This is a genomic window from Alkalinema pantanalense CENA528 (assembly GCF_050753345.1).
Lineage (GTDB): Bacteria > Cyanobacteriota > Cyanobacteriia > Leptolyngbyales > Leptolyngbyaceae > Alkalinema > Alkalinema pantanalense.
In genome coordinates this window covers 1-20540 of the sequence record NZ_JBLZFX010000077.1, presented here as the reverse complement: position 1 = coordinate 20540, position 20540 = coordinate 1, and the positions used below count along the sequence as shown (strand labels likewise).

The 20540-nt window shown below is 52.7% G+C and carries 21 protein-coding genes; 13 read left to right on the top strand and 8 right to left on the bottom strand.

Going from position 1 to position 20540, the window contains the following annotated elements; all coding sequences use genetic code 11:
* Positions 1-16 precede the first annotated feature (16 nt).
* Entirely contained in the window at positions 17-1102 is a 1086-nt protein-coding gene (locus tag ACN4EG_RS20250) for a HEAT repeat domain-containing protein (protein ID WP_431632001.1), read from the top strand.
* Here ACN4EG_RS20250 and ACN4EG_RS20245 read toward each other — a convergent pair.
* Positions 1076-1249: a hypothetical protein gene (locus ACN4EG_RS20245; RefSeq protein ID WP_431632000.1), complete on the bottom strand. Its 174-nt coding sequence runs from the start codon at positions 1247-1249 to the stop codon at positions 1076-1078. The genes ACN4EG_RS20250 and ACN4EG_RS20245 overlap by 27 nt on opposite strands.
* 42 nt (positions 1250-1291) lie before the next feature.
* Between ACN4EG_RS20245 and ACN4EG_RS20240 the strand changes: the two genes are divergently transcribed.
* The 3 genes from ACN4EG_RS20240 to ACN4EG_RS20230 all read left to right on the top strand — a co-directional run bounded on the left by ACN4EG_RS20240 (position 1292) and on the right by ACN4EG_RS20230 (position 4366).
* Positions 1292-2380 carry a glycosyltransferase family 4 protein gene (locus tag ACN4EG_RS20240; protein WP_431631999.1) on the top strand — a complete coding sequence of 363 codons (1089 nt, stop codon included), beginning with the start codon at positions 1292-1294 and terminating at the stop codon, positions 2378-2380.
* Between the two features lie 104 nt (positions 2381-2484).
* Positions 2485-3441 (top strand): S66 peptidase family protein, encoded by a 957-nt coding sequence (locus tag ACN4EG_RS20235; protein ID WP_431631998.1) that lies wholly within the window; start codon positions 2485-2487, stop codon positions 3439-3441.
* 163 nt (positions 3442-3604) lie between these two features.
* Complete coding sequence (locus ACN4EG_RS20230) at positions 3605-4366, top strand: hypothetical protein (protein ID WP_431631997.1); 762 nt, start codon at positions 3605-3607, stop codon at positions 4364-4366.
* A gap of 52 nt (positions 4367-4418) precedes the next feature.
* Here ACN4EG_RS20230 and ACN4EG_RS20225 read toward each other — a convergent pair whose 3' ends face one another.
* Positions 4419-4844 (bottom strand): hypothetical protein, encoded by a 426-nt coding sequence (locus ACN4EG_RS20225; RefSeq protein WP_431631996.1) that lies wholly within the window; start codon positions 4842-4844, stop codon positions 4419-4421.
* A gap of 42 nt (positions 4845-4886) precedes the next feature.
* Here ACN4EG_RS20225 and ACN4EG_RS20220 point away from each other — a divergent pair, with 42 nt between their 5' ends.
* Genes ACN4EG_RS20220 through ACN4EG_RS20210 form a run of 3 tightly spaced genes read left to right on the top strand, consistent with a single transcriptional unit; the run spans position 4887 to position 8765 of the window.
* Positions 4887-5123, top strand: a complete 237-nt coding sequence (locus ACN4EG_RS20220; RefSeq protein WP_431631995.1) for a hypothetical protein — start codon at positions 4887-4889, stop codon at positions 5121-5123.
* 10 nt (positions 5124-5133) lie between these two features.
* Entirely contained in the window at positions 5134-7296 is a 2163-nt protein-coding gene (locus ACN4EG_RS20215) for an adenylate/guanylate cyclase domain-containing protein (RefSeq protein ID WP_431631994.1), read from the top strand.
* A 23-nt stretch (positions 7297-7319) separates the two neighbouring features.
* A complete protein-coding gene (locus ACN4EG_RS20210) occupies positions 7320-8765 on the top strand; it encodes a cyclic nucleotide-binding domain-containing protein (RefSeq protein ID WP_431631993.1) in 1446 nt (481 codons plus the stop codon).
* Between the two features lie 93 nt (positions 8766-8858).
* On the opposite strand, the gene proS is transcribed toward ACN4EG_RS20210, so the two are convergent.
* Positions 8859-10667, bottom strand: coding sequence for a proline--tRNA ligase (gene proS / locus ACN4EG_RS20205; RefSeq protein WP_431631992.1), 1809 nt, complete (start codon positions 10665-10667; stop codon positions 8859-8861).
* 210 nt (positions 10668-10877) lie between these two features.
* On the opposite strand from proS, the gene ACN4EG_RS20200 reads away from it, so the two are divergent.
* The 5 genes from ACN4EG_RS20200 to ACN4EG_RS20180 all read left to right on the top strand — a co-directional run bounded on the left by ACN4EG_RS20200 (position 10878) and on the right by ACN4EG_RS20180 (position 15777).
* Positions 10878-14072, top strand: a complete 3195-nt coding sequence (locus ACN4EG_RS20200) for a tetratricopeptide repeat protein (protein ID WP_431631991.1) — start codon at positions 10878-10880, stop codon at positions 14070-14072.
* Between the two features lie 102 nt (positions 14073-14174).
* Positions 14175-14645: an element excision factor XisH family protein gene (locus ACN4EG_RS20195; protein WP_431631990.1), complete on the top strand. Its 471-nt coding sequence runs from the start codon at positions 14175-14177 to the stop codon at positions 14643-14645.
* Positions 14633-15007 carry a XisI protein gene (locus tag ACN4EG_RS20190; protein ID WP_431631989.1) on the top strand — a complete coding sequence of 125 codons (375 nt, stop codon included), beginning with the start codon at positions 14633-14635 and terminating at the stop codon, positions 15005-15007. The genes ACN4EG_RS20195 and ACN4EG_RS20190 overlap by 13 nt, the downstream gene beginning before the upstream one ends.
* 60 nt (positions 15008-15067) lie before the next feature.
* Positions 15068-15463, top strand: a complete 396-nt coding sequence (locus ACN4EG_RS20185) for a hypothetical protein (RefSeq protein ID WP_431631988.1) — start codon at positions 15068-15070, stop codon at positions 15461-15463.
* Positions 15464-15555: 92 nt separating this feature from the next.
* A complete protein-coding gene (locus ACN4EG_RS20180) occupies positions 15556-15777 on the top strand; it encodes a hypothetical protein (RefSeq protein ID WP_431631987.1) in 222 nt (73 codons plus the stop codon).
* A 299-nt stretch (positions 15778-16076) separates the two neighbouring features.
* Here ACN4EG_RS20180 and ACN4EG_RS20175 read toward each other — a convergent pair whose 3' ends face one another.
* The 4 genes from ACN4EG_RS20175 to ACN4EG_RS20160 form a co-directional block, all read right to left on the bottom strand.
* Entirely contained in the window at positions 16077-16406 is a 330-nt protein-coding gene (locus ACN4EG_RS20175) for a type II toxin-antitoxin system VapC family toxin (protein ID WP_431631986.1), read from the bottom strand.
* Positions 16397-16603: a hypothetical protein gene (locus tag ACN4EG_RS20170; protein ID WP_431631985.1), complete on the bottom strand. Its 207-nt coding sequence runs from the start codon at positions 16601-16603 to the stop codon at positions 16397-16399. Before ACN4EG_RS20170 ends, ACN4EG_RS20175 begins: the two co-directional genes overlap by 10 nt.
* 122 nt (positions 16604-16725) lie before the next feature.
* Complete coding sequence (locus ACN4EG_RS20165) at positions 16726-17061, bottom strand: XisI protein (RefSeq protein WP_431631984.1); 336 nt, start codon at positions 17059-17061, stop codon at positions 16726-16728.
* Positions 17049-17468: an element excision factor XisH family protein gene (locus tag ACN4EG_RS20160; protein WP_431631983.1), complete on the bottom strand. Its 420-nt coding sequence runs from the start codon at positions 17466-17468 to the stop codon at positions 17049-17051. The genes ACN4EG_RS20165 and ACN4EG_RS20160 overlap by 13 nt, the downstream gene beginning before the upstream one ends.
* Positions 17469-17897: 429 nt before the next feature.
* Between ACN4EG_RS20160 and ACN4EG_RS20155 the strand changes: the two genes are divergently transcribed.
* Entirely contained in the window at positions 17898-18131 is a 234-nt protein-coding gene (locus ACN4EG_RS20155; protein ID WP_431631982.1) for a hypothetical protein, read from the top strand.
* Positions 18132-18546: 415 nt separating this feature from the next.
* Here the strand turns inward: ACN4EG_RS20155 and ACN4EG_RS20150 are convergent, their stop codons facing one another.
* Entirely contained in the window at positions 18547-20370 is a 1824-nt protein-coding gene (locus tag ACN4EG_RS20150) for a glycoside hydrolase family 3 N-terminal domain-containing protein (protein WP_431631981.1), read from the bottom strand.
* Between the last annotated feature and the right edge of the window lie 170 nt (positions 20371-20540).

Sequence of the window (20540 nt, the reverse complement as noted above, 5' to 3'; positions counted from 1 at the left end):
AGCGTAATTGAACGTTATGGCTTCCTGCTCCCCCAACCGACAATCTCATTGCCGCCCCCTCAACCATGACCTCAAACCTTGTCTACAGTGGGTGTGGATTGTCTGTTTAGTGGGGATCGGTAGCTGGATGCCCACTTCAGCATTATCCGCATCCGCCCAGAGTGCTTCGCCATCAACCCAGCCTGTTCAAGCAGCCGCTGAAAAATCTGCACCCACTTCCGAAAAATCCGCAGAGAAAAAAGCCCAGCCATCCCCTCCCTCCTCCGCCCGTTCCCTGTCCAAACCCTCCCTCAAGAAGATGCTCATTCCAGGCTTGATGGGGCTATCGGTCGTGGGTGTAGGCGTAGGTACGGTTGCCTTGCTTCTACGCCGATCGACGATCGGCCAATTTCCCCAAGTTGCTCCAGATCCAGCAGGCCCCCAAGGAACCCCAGCCCCCCAAGGCTACATTCCACTCACGCAGCGAGTGGCCCCAGTGGCTTCGGTTCCGACAACTCCAGCCCCTGCAACTCCAGCTTCTGAAATTCCAGCTCCTGCAACTCCAGCTCCTGCAACTCCAGCCCCTGCAACTCCAGCTTCTGAAATTCCGGTTCCTGTCCCCACCGATAGTGAACCCCAGGTTAATCCTGTGATCGCTCCATCCATTGAAGCTTCCACCACCACCGTTCTGCCCACCCACTCTTCTCCCCCTCTCCGCCTCAGCAAACACAACGTTGTCGATGCACTGCTCCAAGAACTCCAGCAATGCGATCCGCAAAAACGTCAAAAAGTCATTTGGGAATTGGGCCAACGGGGAGATAGTCGTGCGGTGCAGCCTTTAGTGGATCTGCTGTTGGACTCGGATTCTCGGGAGCAAAGCTTAATTCTGTCGGCGCTGTCGGAGATTGGCACCCGCACCCTGAAGCCAATGAGCCGAGCCCTCGCGCTTTCCTTGCAAAATGAGAATGCCGATGTCCGCAAGAACGCCATTCGTGATGTCACCCGTATTTACGATTTGGTCGCTCAGATTAGCCAACTGCTCCACACAGCTACCGAAGATCCCGATACAGAGGTACAAGCAACGGCACAGTGGGCCTTAGCCAAGGTCAACCGGATTAAATAGGCCTCGATCGACCTGGCAAAACTGGATGCGACTGCCCGATCGAGCGATCGACCGGAATCGCTCAATTAACGATCGCCCCAGAAACAATTCTGAGAGGACTCCAGAAGGTTCCCCATCCGCTAAACTTTTCTCCAGCGGAAGCCCCATGGGATACTAACAAAGTGGACTGTGCTCATGGATAAATAGGCTATGCGATCGCTCAAACTGTTGTTTGTCTCAACCCCCGTGGGCGCTCTGGGCTCAGGCTTGGGGGGCGGGGTAGAACTGACGCTGCGTAATTTAGCGATCGCCCTCCAGCAGCGGGGGCATTCCATCACCGTCGTCGCGCCGGAGGGTTCGCAGCTCGATGATTTTTCGCTGGTTGAGATTGTCGGGAACTTACAAACGACGGCGCAAAGTCAAGGCCGAGATGCACCCATTACCATGCCCAGCAATGCTGTTCTGGGCAATTTGTGGAGCTATGTGCGGCAAGTCCAGAATCGTTATGACCTCATTGTCAACTTTGCCTACGATTGGCTGCCCTTTTATCTAACGCCCTTTTTTGAAACGCCGATCGCCCACTTGGTTAGCATGGGGTCGCTATCGGATGCCATGGATCAGGCCATTGTGGATGTGGCAGACTCCTTTCCCAATACGATCGCCATGCACAGCAGCGCCCAAGCCCAGACCTTTGAAGCAGGCTTTACCTACTTCAACCTGCGAAATGGCGTAGATCTGTCCCAGTACGAGTTTTGCCAAAATCCTGACGATTTTCTGGCCTGGGTCGGTCGGATTGCCCCGGAAAAGGGACTGGAAGATGCCGTGCAAGCGGCTGCCAAAACTGGATTGCCGCTGAAGATTTTCGGCGTAATCCAAGATCCGGCCTACTGGGCACAGATCCAAGCTGACTATCCCCAGGCCGCTATGGAATGGATGGGATTTCTATCCACCCAGAAATTGCAGCAAGCCCTAGGCCGTGCCCAAGCCCTCTTGATGACGCCGAAGTGGGTGGAAGCCTTTGGCAACGTCGTGATCGAAGCCCTAGCCTGCGGGGTTCCGGTCATTGCCTACCGCCGGGGTGGCCCTGCCGAAATTATTCAATCGGGCTATACAGGCTGGCTAGTGGAACCCGACTCCGTAGAAGGATTGGTGCAAGCTATCTACAAAATCCCCCAAATTTCTCGCACTATCTGCTACCGAGAAGCTGAAATGACTTACTCCCTCGTCGCCTTAGGAGAACGGGCTGAGGCTTGGTTCATCGAAATTCTGAACCACAAATCCAACGAATTAGCGCAATAATCCTCTGTCCAATCTTTTTTTGTGATGATTTGCTCTAACGGTTTGCTCTCCCTGAATAACATCAGGGACAATGAATGCTTGTCACGTTGTATGAGAGATCTTGAATGCGTCCGTGCCGTTTTCCCCCTCCGCTTAAACCTGGTGATTTGCTCTGTGCGATCGCGCCTAGCGGTGCCTTACGAGAACAAACGGCATTCCAGCAAGGCGTGGAAATTTGGCAGGCACGGGGCTACCAGGTGGATATCATGGCGGGCTATGACGATCGCTGGGGCTACCTGGCAGGCACCGATGAAGCGCGTTGTCAGCAGTTAGCGATGGCCTTGGCCAACCCGGACTATCGCGCCATTCTCTGTGTGCGGGGCGGCTGGGGTGGAGCTAGGTTGCTAGAAACTTGGCAGGCAACGCGGGGCGATCTGACTCTGAGCAATCCCAATCTGAGCGATCCCAATCTGAGCAATCCCAATCTGAGCAATCCCAAGTGGCTGGTGGGCTTTTCCGATATCACCAGTTTGTTGTGGGCCTGGAGTCTGGAGGGCATCAGCGGGGTTCATGGGCCTTTGCTGACGACGATCGGTCAGGAACCCGGCTGGTCTTTGTTGCATTTATTTGACTTACTCGAAGGTCGATCGCTGGAACCTATCCACGGGAAGGGCTGGGGGGGCGGCAGCGCCACCGGGTTGCTACTGCCAGCCAATCTGACCGTGGCAACGCACTTACTCAGTACCCCCTATCAACCGGATTTCCAGGGGGTGATTCTGGCCTTGGAAGATGTGGGAGAAGCCCCCTATCGCATCGATCGCATGTTGACCCAATGGCGCATGACAGGAGCCTTGCAGCAGGTGGCAGGCATTGCCCTGGGTCGGTTCAGCCTGTGTGATGCCCCGAGTCACATCCCCAGCTTTTCGGTGGAAGAAGTGTTGCGCGATCGCTTGGGAGATTTGGGCATTCCGATCGTGGCAGATCTTCCCTTTGGCCATGAGGGCGTTAATATCGCATTGCCCCTAGGCGTTCCCGTGACCCTAGACGGCAATCGGGGAACGCTTAGATTCTCTGCGGCTTGATTAGATTCTCTGCGGCTTGATCGGTGCAAAGTTGACATCGCAAAACTTTGCCATTCACAACAAGAGAGCTATGTTACATTGACAGCACATTAGCGGACAGTGCCATTTGTAAGCCAGTCCCTGTTTGATCAGTTCCTGTTTTTAGGTCTGTGGAGTGCGATCGATGGAATCTTGCTTGCCGTTGTTTTGGCGAAATCTTAGGTGGCAGCCCAGGATTGCGGGGAAGCTGGGGGTATACCGTGTTTTGATAGGGATGTTAATTCTGGGAATGGGGTTGCCAGCTCAGGCGCAATCGATTCTCAACATGGTAAGGAGCGAGACGACAGATGGGCCTCCGCCTCCACCCACGGTTTCTAATGCGGCTCCTGAGAATTCTACCCCCGCTAATTGGGGTGTGGTTCCGGTGAATAGCACTGTAGCTCAACCTAGCCTGACTGCCCAGGCTGTGCTTCCGGTCTACCGCGTTTTGGTCAATGACAATACAGTCAGTCTCAATCGGGCCAAGCAAATTGAACCCCAGGCATTTATCACAACGATCGGGGGACAACAGTGGATTCAAGTTGGTGCATTTAGTACGCAAAACGCAGCTTTTCAACAAGTCCAGCAATTCGCGAATCAGGGCATTGCAACCCAAGTGGTGGGGGTAGATGCTCAGCGCTACTCCCCCGGTCAACCCCGGACTTCGAGAACCACCTTGCCCACAGGCTACTACGTGGTGGTTCCGGTCGAAGTGGATCAAATTAACGCCGTGGCTCGGCGGCTGGTGAATTTAGGCGTTTCCGCCCGGAACACCAATCTGCGGGAGCAACCGCTGGGTTTGCACTTTGCGATCGGGGTCTATGGCAATCGTCAGGCCGCTGAACAGTTGAGTGATTATCTGCGGAGCGAAGGGGAGCTAGATGCCCGAGTGTTTTATCAACCGTAGCCGAAACAAGGGGAGATGAACGGTGAAGGGAGATGAACGGTGATTGTCTCCCCTATAGGACTTGGCCAATCATCCACCCCGATGCTAACCCCATCCAAGCTGTGATTGTCATGATCACAGTGGAGACTCTTTCACCATACCGAGCGGACTGAAGATCGATCCGTGCTAAAGCTTCACAGGCTAGCAGCATGAATACTGGCAGAAAGATCTTGAACCAGTTCAGTAAAATTGATGCCATAGCGGCTAGTCCCACCAAACTGGTAAAGGCTACGGCATCGGATTGAAAGCGGCCATTCAGAAAGCGGCCAATGTTCGTCAGTGGATGAACAAAGAAAATTGCTAGGATAAATGCCCAGATGGCCGCAATCCAAAAACTGGTGGAAGGGTCTGCAGTTTCGGTTAAAAATTTACCGAAGGCTGTGTAGGCTCCTAAAAGAAGAAAGATAGACCCCCATGGAAATTGTTTGACTTGCACCATTGAATAACCACCTGTTTATCTGAACTGTGAATGATCTGAGTTGTGCATAGGTTGATTAATCATCATCTCTTCCCGCCCAGCATTGGGAAAAACAATAATACTGTCTTTGGCTGCGGTACCGTCTTTAGCTGTAGTACTGTCTTAGGCTGCGGTACCGTCTTTAGCTGTAGTACTGTCTTAGGCTGTGGTACTGTCTTAGGCTGTGGTACTGTCTTGGGCTATAGCATTGTCGCCTGGTTCTCCTATGAAGTTACTCCGCCACCTCAGTATCAAATCTAAACTTATCGTAATGCTGTTGATTGTAAGCGGATGTTCCATTGGGATCACAGCCTTCTTAGGATACCAAAGTGGTCGTGCCAATCTGACCGATCGCGTTTTCAATCAACTGACCAGCCTTCGGGCCTCTAAAGCCTATCAGATTGAATCCTACTTCAAGACTTTAAGAGCCCATACCCAAACTCTTAGCACCGACCTCACCATCATTGATGCGTTACAGCAACTCGATCGGGCCTATCAACAACTGGAACAGGCTCCCATTTCTGCCAAAACTCAGCAAGAATTGCGTCAATACTATAGCCAGAAATTTCTACCCCGCTTAGCGGAAACTGAGCAAGGTACGCCTGTCCTCTCTGCCTATCTACCCCCTAACCCGGCTGCACAATATTTACAAGACTACTATATTGCCGCTAACCAGTTTGCCGTCGGCCAAAAACATCGTTTGGATGCCGCTTCCGATGGTAGCGAATATAGCCGCCTCCATGCCAAATATCACCCGATGGTTCGAGAAATTATTGACAAATTTGGCTATTACGATTTGTTTTTAATTAACCCAGCGGGCAAAATTGTCTACACCGTTTATAAAGAAACGGATTTTGGTAGTGATTTAACCCAAGGAGCCTACAGCGAAAGTAATTTGGCGCGTTTGGTGGAAACAGTCCGACAGGCTAAACAGAAAAACTACGCCCACATTGTTGACTTCGCGCCCTATGCACCTTCCTATGGAGCCCCTGCGGCCTTTATTGCCGTCCCCATCTTCAAAACAACTCGCAATAACGGCGATCGAGGTGCCAGTGGTGTGAATCCTGCCAATCCAGAGGCTACCGATCCGGAGGGTGGTCAGTTATTTGCCGCAGAGTTTCTGGGCGTCTTAGCCGTTCAAATTCCGGTTAATGAAATCAACAGTGTCATGACAGGCAATCATAACTGGCAGCAGGACGGCCTCGGACAAACGGGAGAAACCTACTTAGTGGGGCCCGATCGATTCATGCGATCGCAGTCTCGCTTTTTAACGGAGGATAGTGCAAGCTATTTAAAACTCCTCGAAAAGTTAGGAACTCCCCCTGCTTCGCTTAAGCGCATTGCCAGTTATAAAAGTACGATTCTGGAACAAAAGGTTGATACCCAGGGTGTGAATGCTGCCCTGTACGGTAAACAGGGCACCGAAATCATTCAGGATTATCGTGACATTGCAGTTTTGAGTTCCTATGCTCCGTTACGAATTGAAGGACTCAATTGGGTCATTCTGTCGGAGATGGATTTAACAGAAGCCTATGCACCCATTTCCGCCTTTGCCTATCAGGTACTGATTTCTGCAACTTTATTAATGTTGCTGCTCACGTTACTAGCTATGGTGATCGCCAATTGGTTTATCCGCCCCATTCAGCGCTTGATTAACTATGCAGCGACGATCGAATCTGGAGAAATTGATGCAGTCGCAGAAATCAACTCCCAGGATGAGTTTGGTCATTTAGCACAGTCCTTTAATGCGATGGTTCACAGTTTGCGAGTGCAGACTAATTTAGTGGCTCAAAAAAGTAAAGAAAATGAACAACTCCTGCTAAGCCTCTTTCCCGATGCGATCGCGCGGCGGCTCAAACAAGGGGAAAAAAATATTGCAGAACGCATTCCCAATGTTGTCGTTGTGTTCGCAGAATTAACTGGATTTGTGCAATTAACAGAGAATTTCACAACCCAAGAAAGCGTGACCTTGTTAAACGAATTAGTTGAAGCCTTTGATAATGTCGGCAATCGCTATGGCATGGAAAAAATTAAAACGATGGGCTATAGCTATCTTTCAGTCTGTGGACTGTCCACGCCCTATTTAGACTATGATAAACGGGCCGTTGACTTTGCGATGGAAATGCTGACCATCCTACGACGATCGCAAGGAGACCATGGACTGATGCTGAATGTTCGCATTGGGATTAACGCGGGAGATGTCGTTGCGGGAATTGTGGGTAAAAATCGCTTTATCTATGATGTTTGGGGCGATACGATTAATATTGCCAGTAGTTTGCGATCGGCCTGTCCCGCTGGTGCAATGTTAGTCTCGCCTGAAATTTACGATCGTCTTAAGGATCTCTATGCGTTCGAACCTGCAGAACTCATTGAATTGGCCTACGATCAACAATTGCTGGCTTGGCGACTCAAGCATCCGGCAGCAGTAGGGTAATGCAACATCCGAGGAAAGAGCTTATGTCATTCGTTGCCAATTCCGTATTGCTATGGTCATTAGCATTGGTCATTATTTTTCCTTGTTTAGTGGTGTTGTTGGGAGAAGTAATCCAGCAGCAATCCCGACGGCGACCAGAATTCGCGAAAACTGTGGAAATTTTCCGTAATCTGATTTTGCCGATTTTAGCGGGATTACTGTTTACAGAGCATGTTCTGCAATGGAATATCGGCGATCGTAGTTTTAAGATTTTAGCTACGTTATTTTGGATTTCAATGTTACACGGCTCGTTGTCGTTACTGAACACGCTACTTTTTGAAAAGGCGAGTGAAAACACCTGGCGATCGCGGGTTCCGAAGTTACTGATTGATTTATCCCGTTTGGTATTAATTCTTGTGGGTGCGGCCTTTGTGGCGGCGGTGGTGTGGAATGCTGATTTGGCAGGAGTGGCGACGGCCCTGGGGGTCAGTTCGATCGTGCTGGGCTTGGCGTTACAGGATACCTTAGGCAGCATTATGTCGGGGATTGCCCTACTCTTTGAGCGACCGTTTACGGTGGGTCACTGGCTGCGGGTGGGGGAAGTGGTGGGGCAGGTGTTGGATATGAATTGGCGATCGGTGCGATTATTGACCCTGGAGGGGCACATGATTGTCATTCCCCATCGGCTAATTAGCAATGAGGTGATTCGCAACTATAGCCAACCCCAACTGCTCCATGCAGAACGGATACAAATTGGATTTTCCTATAACGATCCGCCGAATAAAGTCCTGCAAGCCTTAGAGGAACTGGCGATGTCCACTCCTGGCATCTTGCAGCATCCTGCCCCCCAAGTTTTTACGCTCCAGTATGCGGACTCAGCCATTACCTATGAAATCAAGTTTTTCATTGCAAATTATAGCGACGTGGAGGCGATTCGTAGTCAACTGATGACTCGTCTCTGGTACATTGCCCAGCGCAATCAATTTTCCATTCCCTTTCCCATTCGCACGCTGTATCATTTCCATGGCCCCACAACTACGACCCAAAACCATCAGCAAAAACTCGCCGCGCACCTCCAACGGATTCCATCTCACATTCCCCTAGAGCGAGAACCCGAGACGGCATTGGCAACGGGAATGCGATTGCAACATTTTGGACGGGGGGAACATATTATTGCCCAAGGGCAATTGAGTGATCGGTTGTACATTATTGTTTCGGGTCAAGGGTGCATCATTTACACCGATGAGCAAGGACAGGAAAATGAGGTCATGGTGCTATATCCCGGTGATTTTTTTGGGGTGATGGCGTTGTTTTCCGGTGATATGAGTCCAGTGACGATCGCGGCGTTAACGGATGTGGAAGTGATGGCGTTGGCGTTACCTATTGTGAATCAGATGATCGATCGCCAACCCAGCTTTGCACGGGAAATTGCCCATGTTCAAGAGATCCACCAACGGGCTTTAGATGCTGTACGGGAACCACAGTCGTGATTTCCCGTACGATGGTCACTCCATACTAGACACATTACTAGACACATTACTAGATGCATTACTAGACACATTGCTAGCCATCTCATGCAAACATTACTGGGTCAGCGCTTCATTCACCCATTGCTTCAACGTCGCCACGACTTCCGTGACCAACACTTCTTGGACTTCCTTGGTGGCGCGTTTCACCACTTCCACCTTGCCCTCCTTCAGGGCTTTCCCCGTCACGACTCGGAACGGAATGCCAATTAACTCGGAATCTTTGAACTTGACACCAGCACGTTCGTCCCGATCGTCCAGAATTGTCTCCACTCCGGCTGCATTGAGTTCCGCGTAGAGCCGTTCTGCTGTTTCCACTTGGGTGGCGTCGTTAATGTTCGGGACGACCACGACGGCATGGTAGGGTGCGATCGCGACGGGCCAGATGATGCCGTCTTTATCGTAGGATTGCTCTACTGCGGACTGGGCCAATCGGGATACGCCAATGCCGTAGCAGCCCATGACAAAGGGTTTATCCTCGCCCTGCTCATTGGTGAAGGTTGCGCCCATGGCCTGGGAATACTTCGTGCCCAATTGGAAGATGTGGCCCACTTCGATGCCCCGCGCTGTTTGCAGGGTTTGGTTGGCATCATGGCAGGCCCGATCGCCCGCTTGGGCTTTGCGCACATCCACGACTAATTTGGGCTGGGCAAAATCCTTGCCCCAGTTGGCTCCAACGACGTGGAAGCCGACTTCATCGGCACCCGTGACAAAGTTTTGTAGATCCGCTGCGGTTTGATCCAGTACCCGGATGAACTGCGACCCAATGCCCTCGGCCTTTTGCAGATAGTCATCGCCGATCGCTGGAGACAGATAGCCCAACGGCAAGGGTTGCGCTGTCCATTTCTTCTGGGCTTCCGCTTCCGGTACTGTTAAGCCGATCACCGTGGTGGCTTTGTAGTTGGCGGCTAACTTGGTCAGTTCATTTTGCAACTTGACTTCGTTGACGTCTTGGTCGGCGCGGATGCTGACGATCGCCGCTGCAATCACGCCATTGTCAAACACCACTTGATAGAGCACGTTTTTGACGACCTGGGTGGCGGAACAATCTAGGAATTTGCAGAGTTTTTCGATCGTGTCTGTACCGGGGGTTTCCCGTTTTTCAAAGCTGGTAAAGCTGGACGGTACGGCATTTCTGGGCAAGGAAATGGCCTTTTCCACGTTGGCGGCGTATTTGCCATCTTCCGTGTACAGCACTTCGTCTTCGCCCGCTTCCGCCAGCACCATGAACTCCTGGGAGCCGGAACCGCCGATCGCGCCGGAGTCGGCATCTACGGCCCGGAACTTGAGCCCACTGCGCCGGAAAATGTTGCAGTAGGCGTCGTGCATTTTGGCGTAGGTTTCCTTGAGGCTGGCTTCATCGACGTGGAAGGAGTAGGAATCCTTCATGATGAATTCGCGACCGCGCATCAGACCGAAGCGAGGCCGAATTTCGTCGCGGAATTTGGTTTGGATTTGGTACAAGTTCACGGGTAACTGGCGGTAGGAGCGCACCATATCCCGCGCGATCGCGGTGATGACTTCTTCGTGGGTGGGGCCGAGGCCGACTTCCCGTTCCTGGCGATCGACCAGGGAGAACATGATGCCTTCTGCTTTGGTGTAGACATCCCAGCGACCGGACTCTTTCCAGAGTTCCGAGGGCTGCAACTGGGGCATCAGCAGTTCCTGGGCACCGGCTGCGTTCATTTCTTCCCGTACGATGGTCGAAACCTTTTGCAGAACGCGCCACATCAGCGGCAGGTAGCTGTAGAGGCCGCTGCCAATCCGCCGAATGAAGCCCGCGCGTACCAAGAGTTTATGGCTGGGAATTTCTGCATCCGCCGGATCCTCGCGCAGGGTGACGAACAGCATTTGAGAAAGTCGCATAGGTGCCCTTTATCTAGAAAGCTCAATAGACCATGGTTCAGTGTAGAGCATTCTGGCAGGGGATGAAGGGCGAAACCCGGAGGTGTGTTATGGCTCCGATTCCTTTGGCCTTCGCCCTGTGTGGGGATTTTCTACGGAAGCGTGTTATCACAGGTGTAGTTGAATCGAGAGACGATTCCACCCTAGGGATTTACGCCGGATAGATAGGTTATGCAAAATTCAGCCCTGCCTCAGACGATCGCGTTTTGTTTTGCGTTGGTCAACGATCGCCAAGTGGAGTTGCGTTGTGGACGAGAGGCGCGACGGGTCGAGCAGGCGGATTTGCAGGCGTTGGTGGCGTTGTGCGATCGGGCGTATTACAAGGGGCGTCCGAAGAATTTGCGGGGGGATTATTTGCCGGATGACCCGCAGGCGCTGTTGGCGTTGGGGCGGGCGTTGTATGACTGGTTGGATGGGACGGAGGGCTGGTTGCGATCGCGGTTGGGTCAGGGGAGATCGACGCTGGTGTTTGATTTGACGGCGTCGGGGGAGCAGCGGGCGCTGAATCCGGCGCTGGAGGCGTTGACGTTGCAGGTGGCGCATTTGCCCTGGGAGTTGCTGGCGGATCAGCAGGGGATGTTGCTGCGGGAGGGACGCATGGGGGTTCCGGTGCGGGTGGTGGCGGAGCGGGGCGCGGCGATCGCAGACGGGACAGCGGGGGAGCCAGAGAATCGGCCTTTGCAGATGCTGTTTATGGCGACTGCGCCGGAGGGGGTAACGCAACTGAATTTTGAGCAGGAGGAGTTGAATATTCTGGAGGCGACGGAGCGGCAGCCGTTGCTGTTGGTGACGGAGGAGAGTGGCTCGATCGCAGAGTTGAAGAATTTGGTGGCGTCCTACGATCGGGATTATTTTGATGTGTTTAATCTGACGGGGCATGGGCTGATCTACACCCAGAAGGAGTATGGGGCGTGGTTGGCGCAGATGGAGGAGCCTCCGGTGCTGGCGGAGTATACGCCGTGTTTTGTGACGGAGAGTGAGATTGGGGCGGTGCGGTTTTCCAGTGTGGCGGAGATTGCGGGGGCGTTTGGGGCGCGGTTTCCGAAGGTGATTTTTCTGTCGGGGTGCCATACGGGGGAATTGGCGGATGATGGGGCGGTGCCGTCGATGGCGCAGCAGTTGGTGCTGGCGGGGGCGGAGGTGGTGCTGGGTTGGGCGCGGCCTGTGTACGATCGCACGGGGATTTTGGCGGCGCGGGTGTTGTATCAGGCGTTGGCGACGGGGGATACGGTGACGGAGGCGGTGGGGAAGACGATCGGGGCGTTGGTGCAGCGATCGATCGAGTCCCAGGGGTTGGAATGTTCGGATTGGCATTTGTTGCGGATGTACCGATCGACGCGGGAGGTGGGGGCGCTGGTGACGCCGTTAAATCGGGCGGGGCGGAAGAAGATGAAGCGGCGGGCGGCGGCGCAGGAGTTTTTGGGTCAGGAGCCGGTGGCGGGGGCGAGGGAGTTTGTGGGGCGGCGGCGGACGTTGCAGCGGTGTTTGCGGGCGTTGCAGGGGATGGACGATCGCCAGGGGGTGTTTTTGCATGGCATGGGCGGTTTGGGCAAGAGTTCGATCGCGGCGCGGTTGTGCGATCGGGTGCAGGCGTTGTTTCCCCAGGGGAAGCGGGTGGTGATTTATGGGGTGGTGGATGAGGTGATTTTGCTGCGGCAGTTGGAGGATTGCTATGGCGCTGTGGAGGGGGTGACGGAGGTTTTAAATAATCCCAAGTTGGGGTTGGCGGGGCGGTTGCAGCGTTTTTTTGAGCTTGTGGAGGGGGCTGGGAAGCCGTTGCTGCTGGTGTTGGATGATTTTGAGCAGAATATTCCAGAGGCGCAGGTGCAGGATGGCAGTTTCCGGTTGGTGACGGGGGCGCAGACGGTGTTGGCGGCGCTGGGGCGGGGGCTGGAGGCGGCGGAGAGTCGGGTGATTGTGACCTGTCGGTATGCTTGTCCGTTGCCGGGGAGTTTGCGGCTTTATCCAGAGCAGTTGGGGCGGATGGAGCCGGGGGATGTGCGGAAGCAGTGTCAGCGGTTGGAGTTGGATTTGCGCAGGGAGTTGGCGCAGCGGCTGGTGCGGGTGGCGGATGGGAATCCGAGGTTGCTGCGCTGGCTGAGTGAGGTGCTGACGGCGGAGGATTGGGTGGCGGAGGATTTGGAGGGGTTGCTGGGGCGGCTGGAGGCGGTGGAGACGCGGTTCCGGGAGAATTTGCTGTTGGAGGTGTTGTTGGGGGGATTGGGGCCGGAGGAGCGGCGGAGTTTGGCGCGGTGGGCGGTGGTGCAGGTGCCGCTGCCGGAGGGGTTGCTGCGGGAGTGGCTGGGGGAGGTGGATTTGGAGAAGTGGTTGGGGTTGACGCTGGTGGAGCCGAGCCGGGTGCCGGAGGGGGAGGGGTTTCGGGTGCCGCTGGTGGTGCGGGGCGGGGTGGAGCCGGAGTTGTCGGAGGGGGAGCGGCAAGGGGCGATGCAGGAGGCGGTGCGGTTGTTGCATCGGGTTTGGTGGGAGGAGGCAACGGAAGGCTGTGAGACGGAGCGGGCGTTGGAAGTGGTGCGGTTGGGGCTGGCGGCGCAGGACTGGGAGATTGCGGTGGCGGTGGGAGATGCCATGGCGACTGCGTGGGTCAATCGTTCGCGGTATGTGGAAGCCAAGGCAATCTGTGAGCAGATTTTGGCCGTGCATGAGGACTATCGGATTTGGCACGCACTCGCACGGGCACAGGTAGTTGTAGGCGAAACCAATGAATCAACCCAAAATTATGAAAAAGCCCTATCTCTCTGTCCAACTGATGATGATCTAATTAGAGCCGCAATTTTCAGCAACCTTGCTAATTCGTTAGTTCAACAAGGGGAGATCGATCGCGCGCTGGGATTGTGGCAGGCGTCGTTGGAACTCTTGGAACGGATCGGGGATGTTCAAGGCAAAGCGGCGACGCTGAACAATATGGCGCTTGTGGTGGCGCAACAAGGGGAGATCGATCGCGCGCTGGGATTGTGGCAGGCGTCGTTGGAACTCTTGGAACGGATCGGGGATGTTCAAGGCAAAGCTATCACGCTAGCAAACATGGCGGGTACTTTAGCGAATCGTGGTGAATTTGAAACCGCGATCGCTTACCTGGAGGAATCGATTCAGTTACTCGATCGGATTCGGGATGTTCGGGTTCACCAAGTCCGGCAAATGCTGGAACAAACCCGGCAAATGCAAGCGATGGCCCAATCTCCATTTGCTCAAATGCTAATGGGTCTAGCCCAGCAAGCGGCTCAATCTGAACTGTCTGAAGCTGACCTACGTCAACGCCTCGAAAATCTCGATCCGGCTGAGTTGCTGGCAGCTCTCGGCATCAATCCTGAAGATCTAGAAGGCTTAAGCGATTCTGAGGATGCGTAAGGGGTTCATCCCGTGGGTTGCGCTAGGATAGTCCTAGTTGTTGGACTTGAGGGAGTTCGCCATGCCAGCGCTAAAATTGTCTGGAATCTGCCAAGGGGATTGATGCCGCGTGATGCCAATATTGATCATCGATCGCTTCGCCCAAAGCTCTTAGCAATGCCCAAACTTGACCGGATCCACAATGCAGTCAAAACCGCACTCACCAAAGATAACTGGCTGATTACCGACGACCCTTACATCATCCAATATGGCAAAACCACCCTCTACGCCGACCTCGCAGCCGAACGCCCGATCGCAGCCGAGCGCGACGGCCAAAAACTCGTCATCGAAGTCAAAAGCTTCATCGGAGCATCAAAGATCCAAGACTTAAAAGAAGCCCTCGGACAATACGATATCTATCGCTACCTGCTTGAAGAAATTGCCCCCGATCGTAAACTCTATGTCGCCATTAGCGCCGTTGCCTACAAAAACTTTTTTTGCCAAGATGTGATTCAACTGATCTTGAAAAAACATCAACTTCCCCTCATCATCGTCAACATCGAAACTGAGGAAATTCAACAATGGATAAACTAACCGACTATTCAAAACTCATCGAACGAATCCTCAACGACTACATCAGCCTTTGCAACCGTAGCCCTAACCGTCCTCTTGAAACCTTTCTAATCGTCGATCGCGACCAAGGTCACTACATCTGGATGACCCTCGGCTGGCAAAATGGCAACCGCACCACAGGCATGACCGTCTACGTCCGTCTCCAAAACGGCAAATTTTCGATCGAAGAAGACTGGACAGAAAATGGCATTGCCAACGATCTTTTGGAAGCAGGTGTTCCCAAAGAAGACATCATTCTCGCCTTCCAAGATCCCCAAATGCAACCCTACACAGGTTTTGCCACAGAGCCACCCAAAACACCCCCGATCGTACTAACTCCATAATCCTCTTGTTTGCAATCTTCACTTATCCTAGAAGAAAGCATCGTGCAGCCGTTAACAACTATGGCCACTCCGATTACCCTTCAACTCTCCGATCGCCTCGTCGAACAGGCAAAACGAGTGGGCAACATGACCCAGCAGCAGGTTGAATCCGTCCTGGGGGACGCCCTAGAAAGGGTGAGCCTAACGTGGGATTCTTTATCCGAAGAACATCTCCCCCGACCGATCGCCACACTCTCTGATGCTGAAATCATCTCACTAGCCCTAGCCAAAATGTCTGCTGAACAGCATGAACGCCTCGGCGATCTGCAAGCAAAAGGGAAAGAAGCCGGATTAACCGAATCAGAACGCTACGAATTGCTGGCCTTACTCCAAATCTATCAACTAGGGCTGCTCCGCAAGTCAGAAGCGATCGCAGAAGCTAAACACCGCCAATTGCCCTTGACTTTGGAATCATGAGTCGCTTTTCAGAGGCAATCAAACGTCGCGTCAGAGCGACGGCTCAAAATCGCTGTGAATTATGTAATTAGTATAAGTAGAATCAAATAACAGTGATTGACCTACAAACACAAAATACGATCGATTTGTTCAATCCGCGTCAGCAGTGTTGGTCAGACCATTTCACTTGGAGTCAAGATGGCACCGAGATTGTCGGATTAACGGCTTGCGGACGAGCGACTGTGGAAGCCTTAAAGCTCAATAATTCCCTGGCAACAAAAGTACGCAGCAACTGGGTAAAAGCTGGCTGGCATCCTCCCTCAAACACCCAATAATTTTGTAGGCAAGGGGATTTCAGTACCGCGATCGCTTATCTGGAGGAATCGATTCAGTTACTCGATCGGATTCGGGATGTTCGAGTTCACCAAGTCCGGCAAATACTAGTGCAAGTTCAACCAATACAACAGAGGGCATTGAAGAATTAATCAATTCCGATAATGACTCAGATATTGCTCGATCGATTGCGTTGAAGTGTACATCATGTTGATCAGTTAAATAAAGTTGAAATTGATTATAGTAATACCTTAATCAAACCTGTCTGAAAAGCTGAATCATAAGTCATGATGGGGAGATTCTAAATTTCAGCCTGTGCCATCAGCATTCGATCGAATGGATCACGATGTTCGATCGGTAATTTGCCTGCCCGGAGTGCATGAGCTGTGCTGATAGGTAATTCAGTAAAATTAGCTTGGTTCAATATGGCTTGATAGGCTGCAACCAATGGTTCTGCTTCTGGCAATTTGCCTAATCGATACTTCGTTGCGATTTCCCAAGCAGAAGCACTGCTGACCAGAATCAGATTCTCAGGGTTGCGAAGAATTTCTCGACACGCTTGGTTCAGTTGAGGATCATCAAAAAACCACCAAAGTAGAATATGCGTATCAATCAGACAAGTTATTCCCACTGCTGAAGTTCCTCTTCGGGCAACGGTTCAAAAAATGCTTCTCCTAACTTCCCCTTCAGCAAACCGGGCTGTCGCGGTTCATGTTGTTTGGGCTGCTTGAGATGTGTCCGAAAATTATGGATTAGCTCATAAAGCTCATCAAGATATTCTTCCGGTACAGATTGTATTTCTTGAAGAATCTTGCTGTGGTTCAACATAAGCAATTCGACTGATGTTTGGCAAGGTCAGCCCCATTGTAACGCATTCAACTTTACGAATTTTAGCGACACTAATACTGACTCGATCGTCATGGCCCCAATTTCGCCTCAATTGATACTGGCTACCCGACAGCAAACTCTGTCAACTTTCTGGCATAGGGCGCATGGTAGGCCAACACAATATCCTGCTTCGGTACACCCCGATCGATTAGTTCATTGGCGATCGAATATTCCGTGCCATCATACTGAATCCAAATCTTTCCATTCTTAATGTCCGCATGAATTAAGCAACCATACATACGATAGCCATCCTCCCAACCCACCGTCACTACTTGATAATGATCACCCTCTTGATCAAAGATCGTATAGGTTTCCATATCCGTTTGTGATGGAGCATATTGAGCATACTTCGTTAAAATTTCTCGAAGATATTGCCGATATAAGTCTAGGTTAGCCATTGCAAAATCTCCTCCCTGTTTACATCAAATACAATGATTTTAAGATCATATTCAGCTACACTCAGTTGAGTGAATTCCTCTGCAAAAAATCCCTGATAGACTTCCTTCGGAATTGCTAAAAATAACTGTCGATCGGGATTTCTCAACTTTAAAGCTAATCGATAATTAAGGAACTGTCCAAGGGCAGCATGGAATTCTGAAAGCGTCGAGGAAGCCAGAAAAGTTTTGATTTCTACTGCAATCAATTGATTTTCCCGTTCGGCTCCAATGAGTTGCTCTGCACCCAAGTCAATTTTGAGTTGTCGTCTGGGATTGAAGGTCAAAATCAAGGGATCATGCGTAATTGTCCAGCCATCTTTGATTAAGGCTGCCCGCACCGTATCGTGATAAATATCCTTCGCTGACATAGAATGTTTGCAACGACACGATTAAAATGCATTTGTAATACATCTATTTTATCTTGAGTTGATATCCAATTCTCCATGTCTGCGGTTTCCAAATGCCCTGTTGCCAGATGCCACGTTACCAAATATCACAACATCGTAAACAATCGCAAAACAGTTGACAGCGCCCCAGTTTACCCCTAGGCTTGTTTTTCATAGCTGAATGCAAGCGTGTCGCAAAGTCCCGATTCGCATCAGCTACGACCCCAGAAATTAAAGCGCTGCCCCAGTTGCTTCCAACAACGTAAGGCAGCTAAACCCCGAAGCTGAGATAGGCAGCTAGGCGGTCTGACACGGATTTTAACATTCGATCGGGCCACCCTACTTGTCCTGCGCAAAAGGGTGGCTTTAATTTTTGGGATTTCCTCCCCATCCACAACCAGGAGAAATCCCATGTTTACTGGCTTTGGCGGCCCCGATCGTCCAGAAACTTCGATCGACGACACCCGCAGACCCTTCCAAATCTACCTGCTCGGCACCCGCGAAGAAATCCAAACCACCATTAACCAACTGCAAGTCGTACGGTTTTGCGATCGCACTCGCTGGAGTCCCCCCATTCCCGTCCTCGGCTCCGACTGGAAATACATCAGCATGATGGAGCGCGATCGGTTACCCCCACAAGATTGATCCATTTTCGCTAGCGTTCATTCAAATCGGGGTTCGCAAACACAGTTTTAGAGTCACTGGAATGATTACCAAGAACCCCGACTTTAGGGATTTGCAAAGAAATAATATTCCCCTCTTCATTCCCCTACCCTCCTACCCTTTTACACTCCTACCCCTACCCAATTGGGATTTTATTGATGCGCTGTTCCCTTACATCAATTAATGGCCATGAGATGAATCCAATTCCACCAGTCCCCCCTCGTTACAATGGCATCCGGCTCAGTCTTCTGATTTCGCGCCCGTCAACAGATTGAATACTATCTGCCGGGTCAATCCCCAGAACTGTTCGATCGGCCTGGGGCTCTCTCCGGCAAAGATGCGCTTCGTGGCTTCGTTTTACCCATGAACCTGATCTGCTGATCGCTCCTCCAGTGCATTAAAACATGCCTTCTTTACCCAGTGATTCCACTGGCCGATCGACCGTCGCAAAAAGCATTTCCAGTGCTAGGGTTTGGGCCAAGGGCAGTTGACCGTAGGTAAAGACGGTGGCCACTTCCGGCGGCACTAAGGCAAACAATGCCTGCGCCACGTAGGGACTGCCATAAACCACGATCGCCCGTAGTTGATCGGAAGCTGTCAATTCTTCCACGATCGCCTTAATTTGCTCTAACGCCGCCGCCTGACTGCGCAACGGATTCCCCCGTAGGAACACTTGCAGTAGCGTCGGTTGGTCATCCCAAGTGGCCCGATCGGGGGTATTGCGATCGACCATCACTGTCCCGTAGCCCTTGGCCTGGGGCAGCACGATCGCCGGAGCCGTCCGCCCCAGAAAGGGAGAACCCAAACTTTCATCTACTAGAATTAAATTGCGCAGGGATGAATTTTGCAGCGATTGTTCTGCCGTGGGTGCGAGGCGCGAGGGTGTGGGAACGTGCACTTGCATCGAGCTCTGCAAAATTTGCTGCACCGTTGCCATCGTTTCCGGCTGGGCCAGTTCTGCTAACAATCGGGCTTGAAAATCTAAGGTGCGATCGAGGTCATGATCCCCTGATCGAGTCGCTGATCGAGCCGCTGATCGAGCCGCTGATCGATTATCCGTCTCCAGGATGAATCGATCGGTTGATCGAGCCTCTGATCGATTGCCCAAGGGTAGACTCGATCGCTCCCCTGATCGAAGGTCTGATCGATCCTGCGATCGCACCGCTGATCGATCCAGTGACGGGAGACACACACGCTCCTTGGCCTGCCAAATGCGACCGAGGGAAGCCCGGATCTGCTCCGCCGGAATACGCCCCGCTGCCACCGCCTGACAGACCGCCGCGATCGCTCCTTCCGCATCCACGGGCATCATCAACAGGTCACAGCCCGCCGCCACCGCCAACACCGCCGCCTCATCATTGCCATAGCGATCGGCGATCGCGCCCATGACCAGCGCATCCGTCACCACCAGTCCCCCAAAGCCCCACTGCTCCCGCAGGAGATCCGTCATCACAGATCGGGAAAAGGTCGTCACCTGATCCCCATCCAAGGCCGGAACTCGCAAATGGGCACTCATGATGGCATCCACCCCCGCCGCGATCGCCGTCCTAAAGGGCGGAAACTCCACCTGCTCCAGCCGTTCCAACCCGTGGGGAATCACGGGCACATCCCAATGGGAATCGATCGCTGTATCGCCGTGGCCGGGGAAATGCTTAGCGCAGTTCAGCACCGGATAGTCCTGGGTTCCCCGAATAAACGCCTCCGTTAAGCGACTAACGGTGGCCGTCTCCTCCCCAAAGGCCCGCACATTAATCACCGGATTGGCCGGATTATTATTGACATCTACCGTCGGGGTTAGCACCCAGTTCAACCCGATCGCCCAGGCTTCCCGCGCCGTCGATCGGCCCATCGCTTCCGCCAGGTGCTCGGCCTGCGACCAGTCCCGCGCAGCGACTCCCGCCAACGCCATGGGAGGCGGAAACCACGTCGCCCCAGGGAACCGCTGCCCCACGCCCTCTTCCACATCGGCACAGGTCAGCAACGGGATCGCCGCCCAATGCTGCAATTGCTGAATTTTGAGGGCCAGTTCCGCCGCGCTGCCCCCCAGAAAAATCACCCCCCCGACCCCAATTTCTGTAACCAGTCGCTGAAGCGTGACCCGATCGGCCTCCCACTGGGGATACTGCAACTGGTGATCAAATAAAAATCCACTGGTGCGCACGACCACCATCTGCGCCACCTGCTGGGCAAGGGAGAGTTGATTCAAATCTGGAAGCTGCATACTCCTCTCCCTATCTGTCGTCAGCGTTTACGGTGCATAGTTATAGCAAATTGGTAACTACTCAGGCTGTGGTTTAAGCGACACAGGATTGCCCGAGAACAATCCAACGAGAGCGTCTAAAAGATTGATATTCTGCTTGCGCAAGGTGGATAAATAGCCCCGAATGCGAC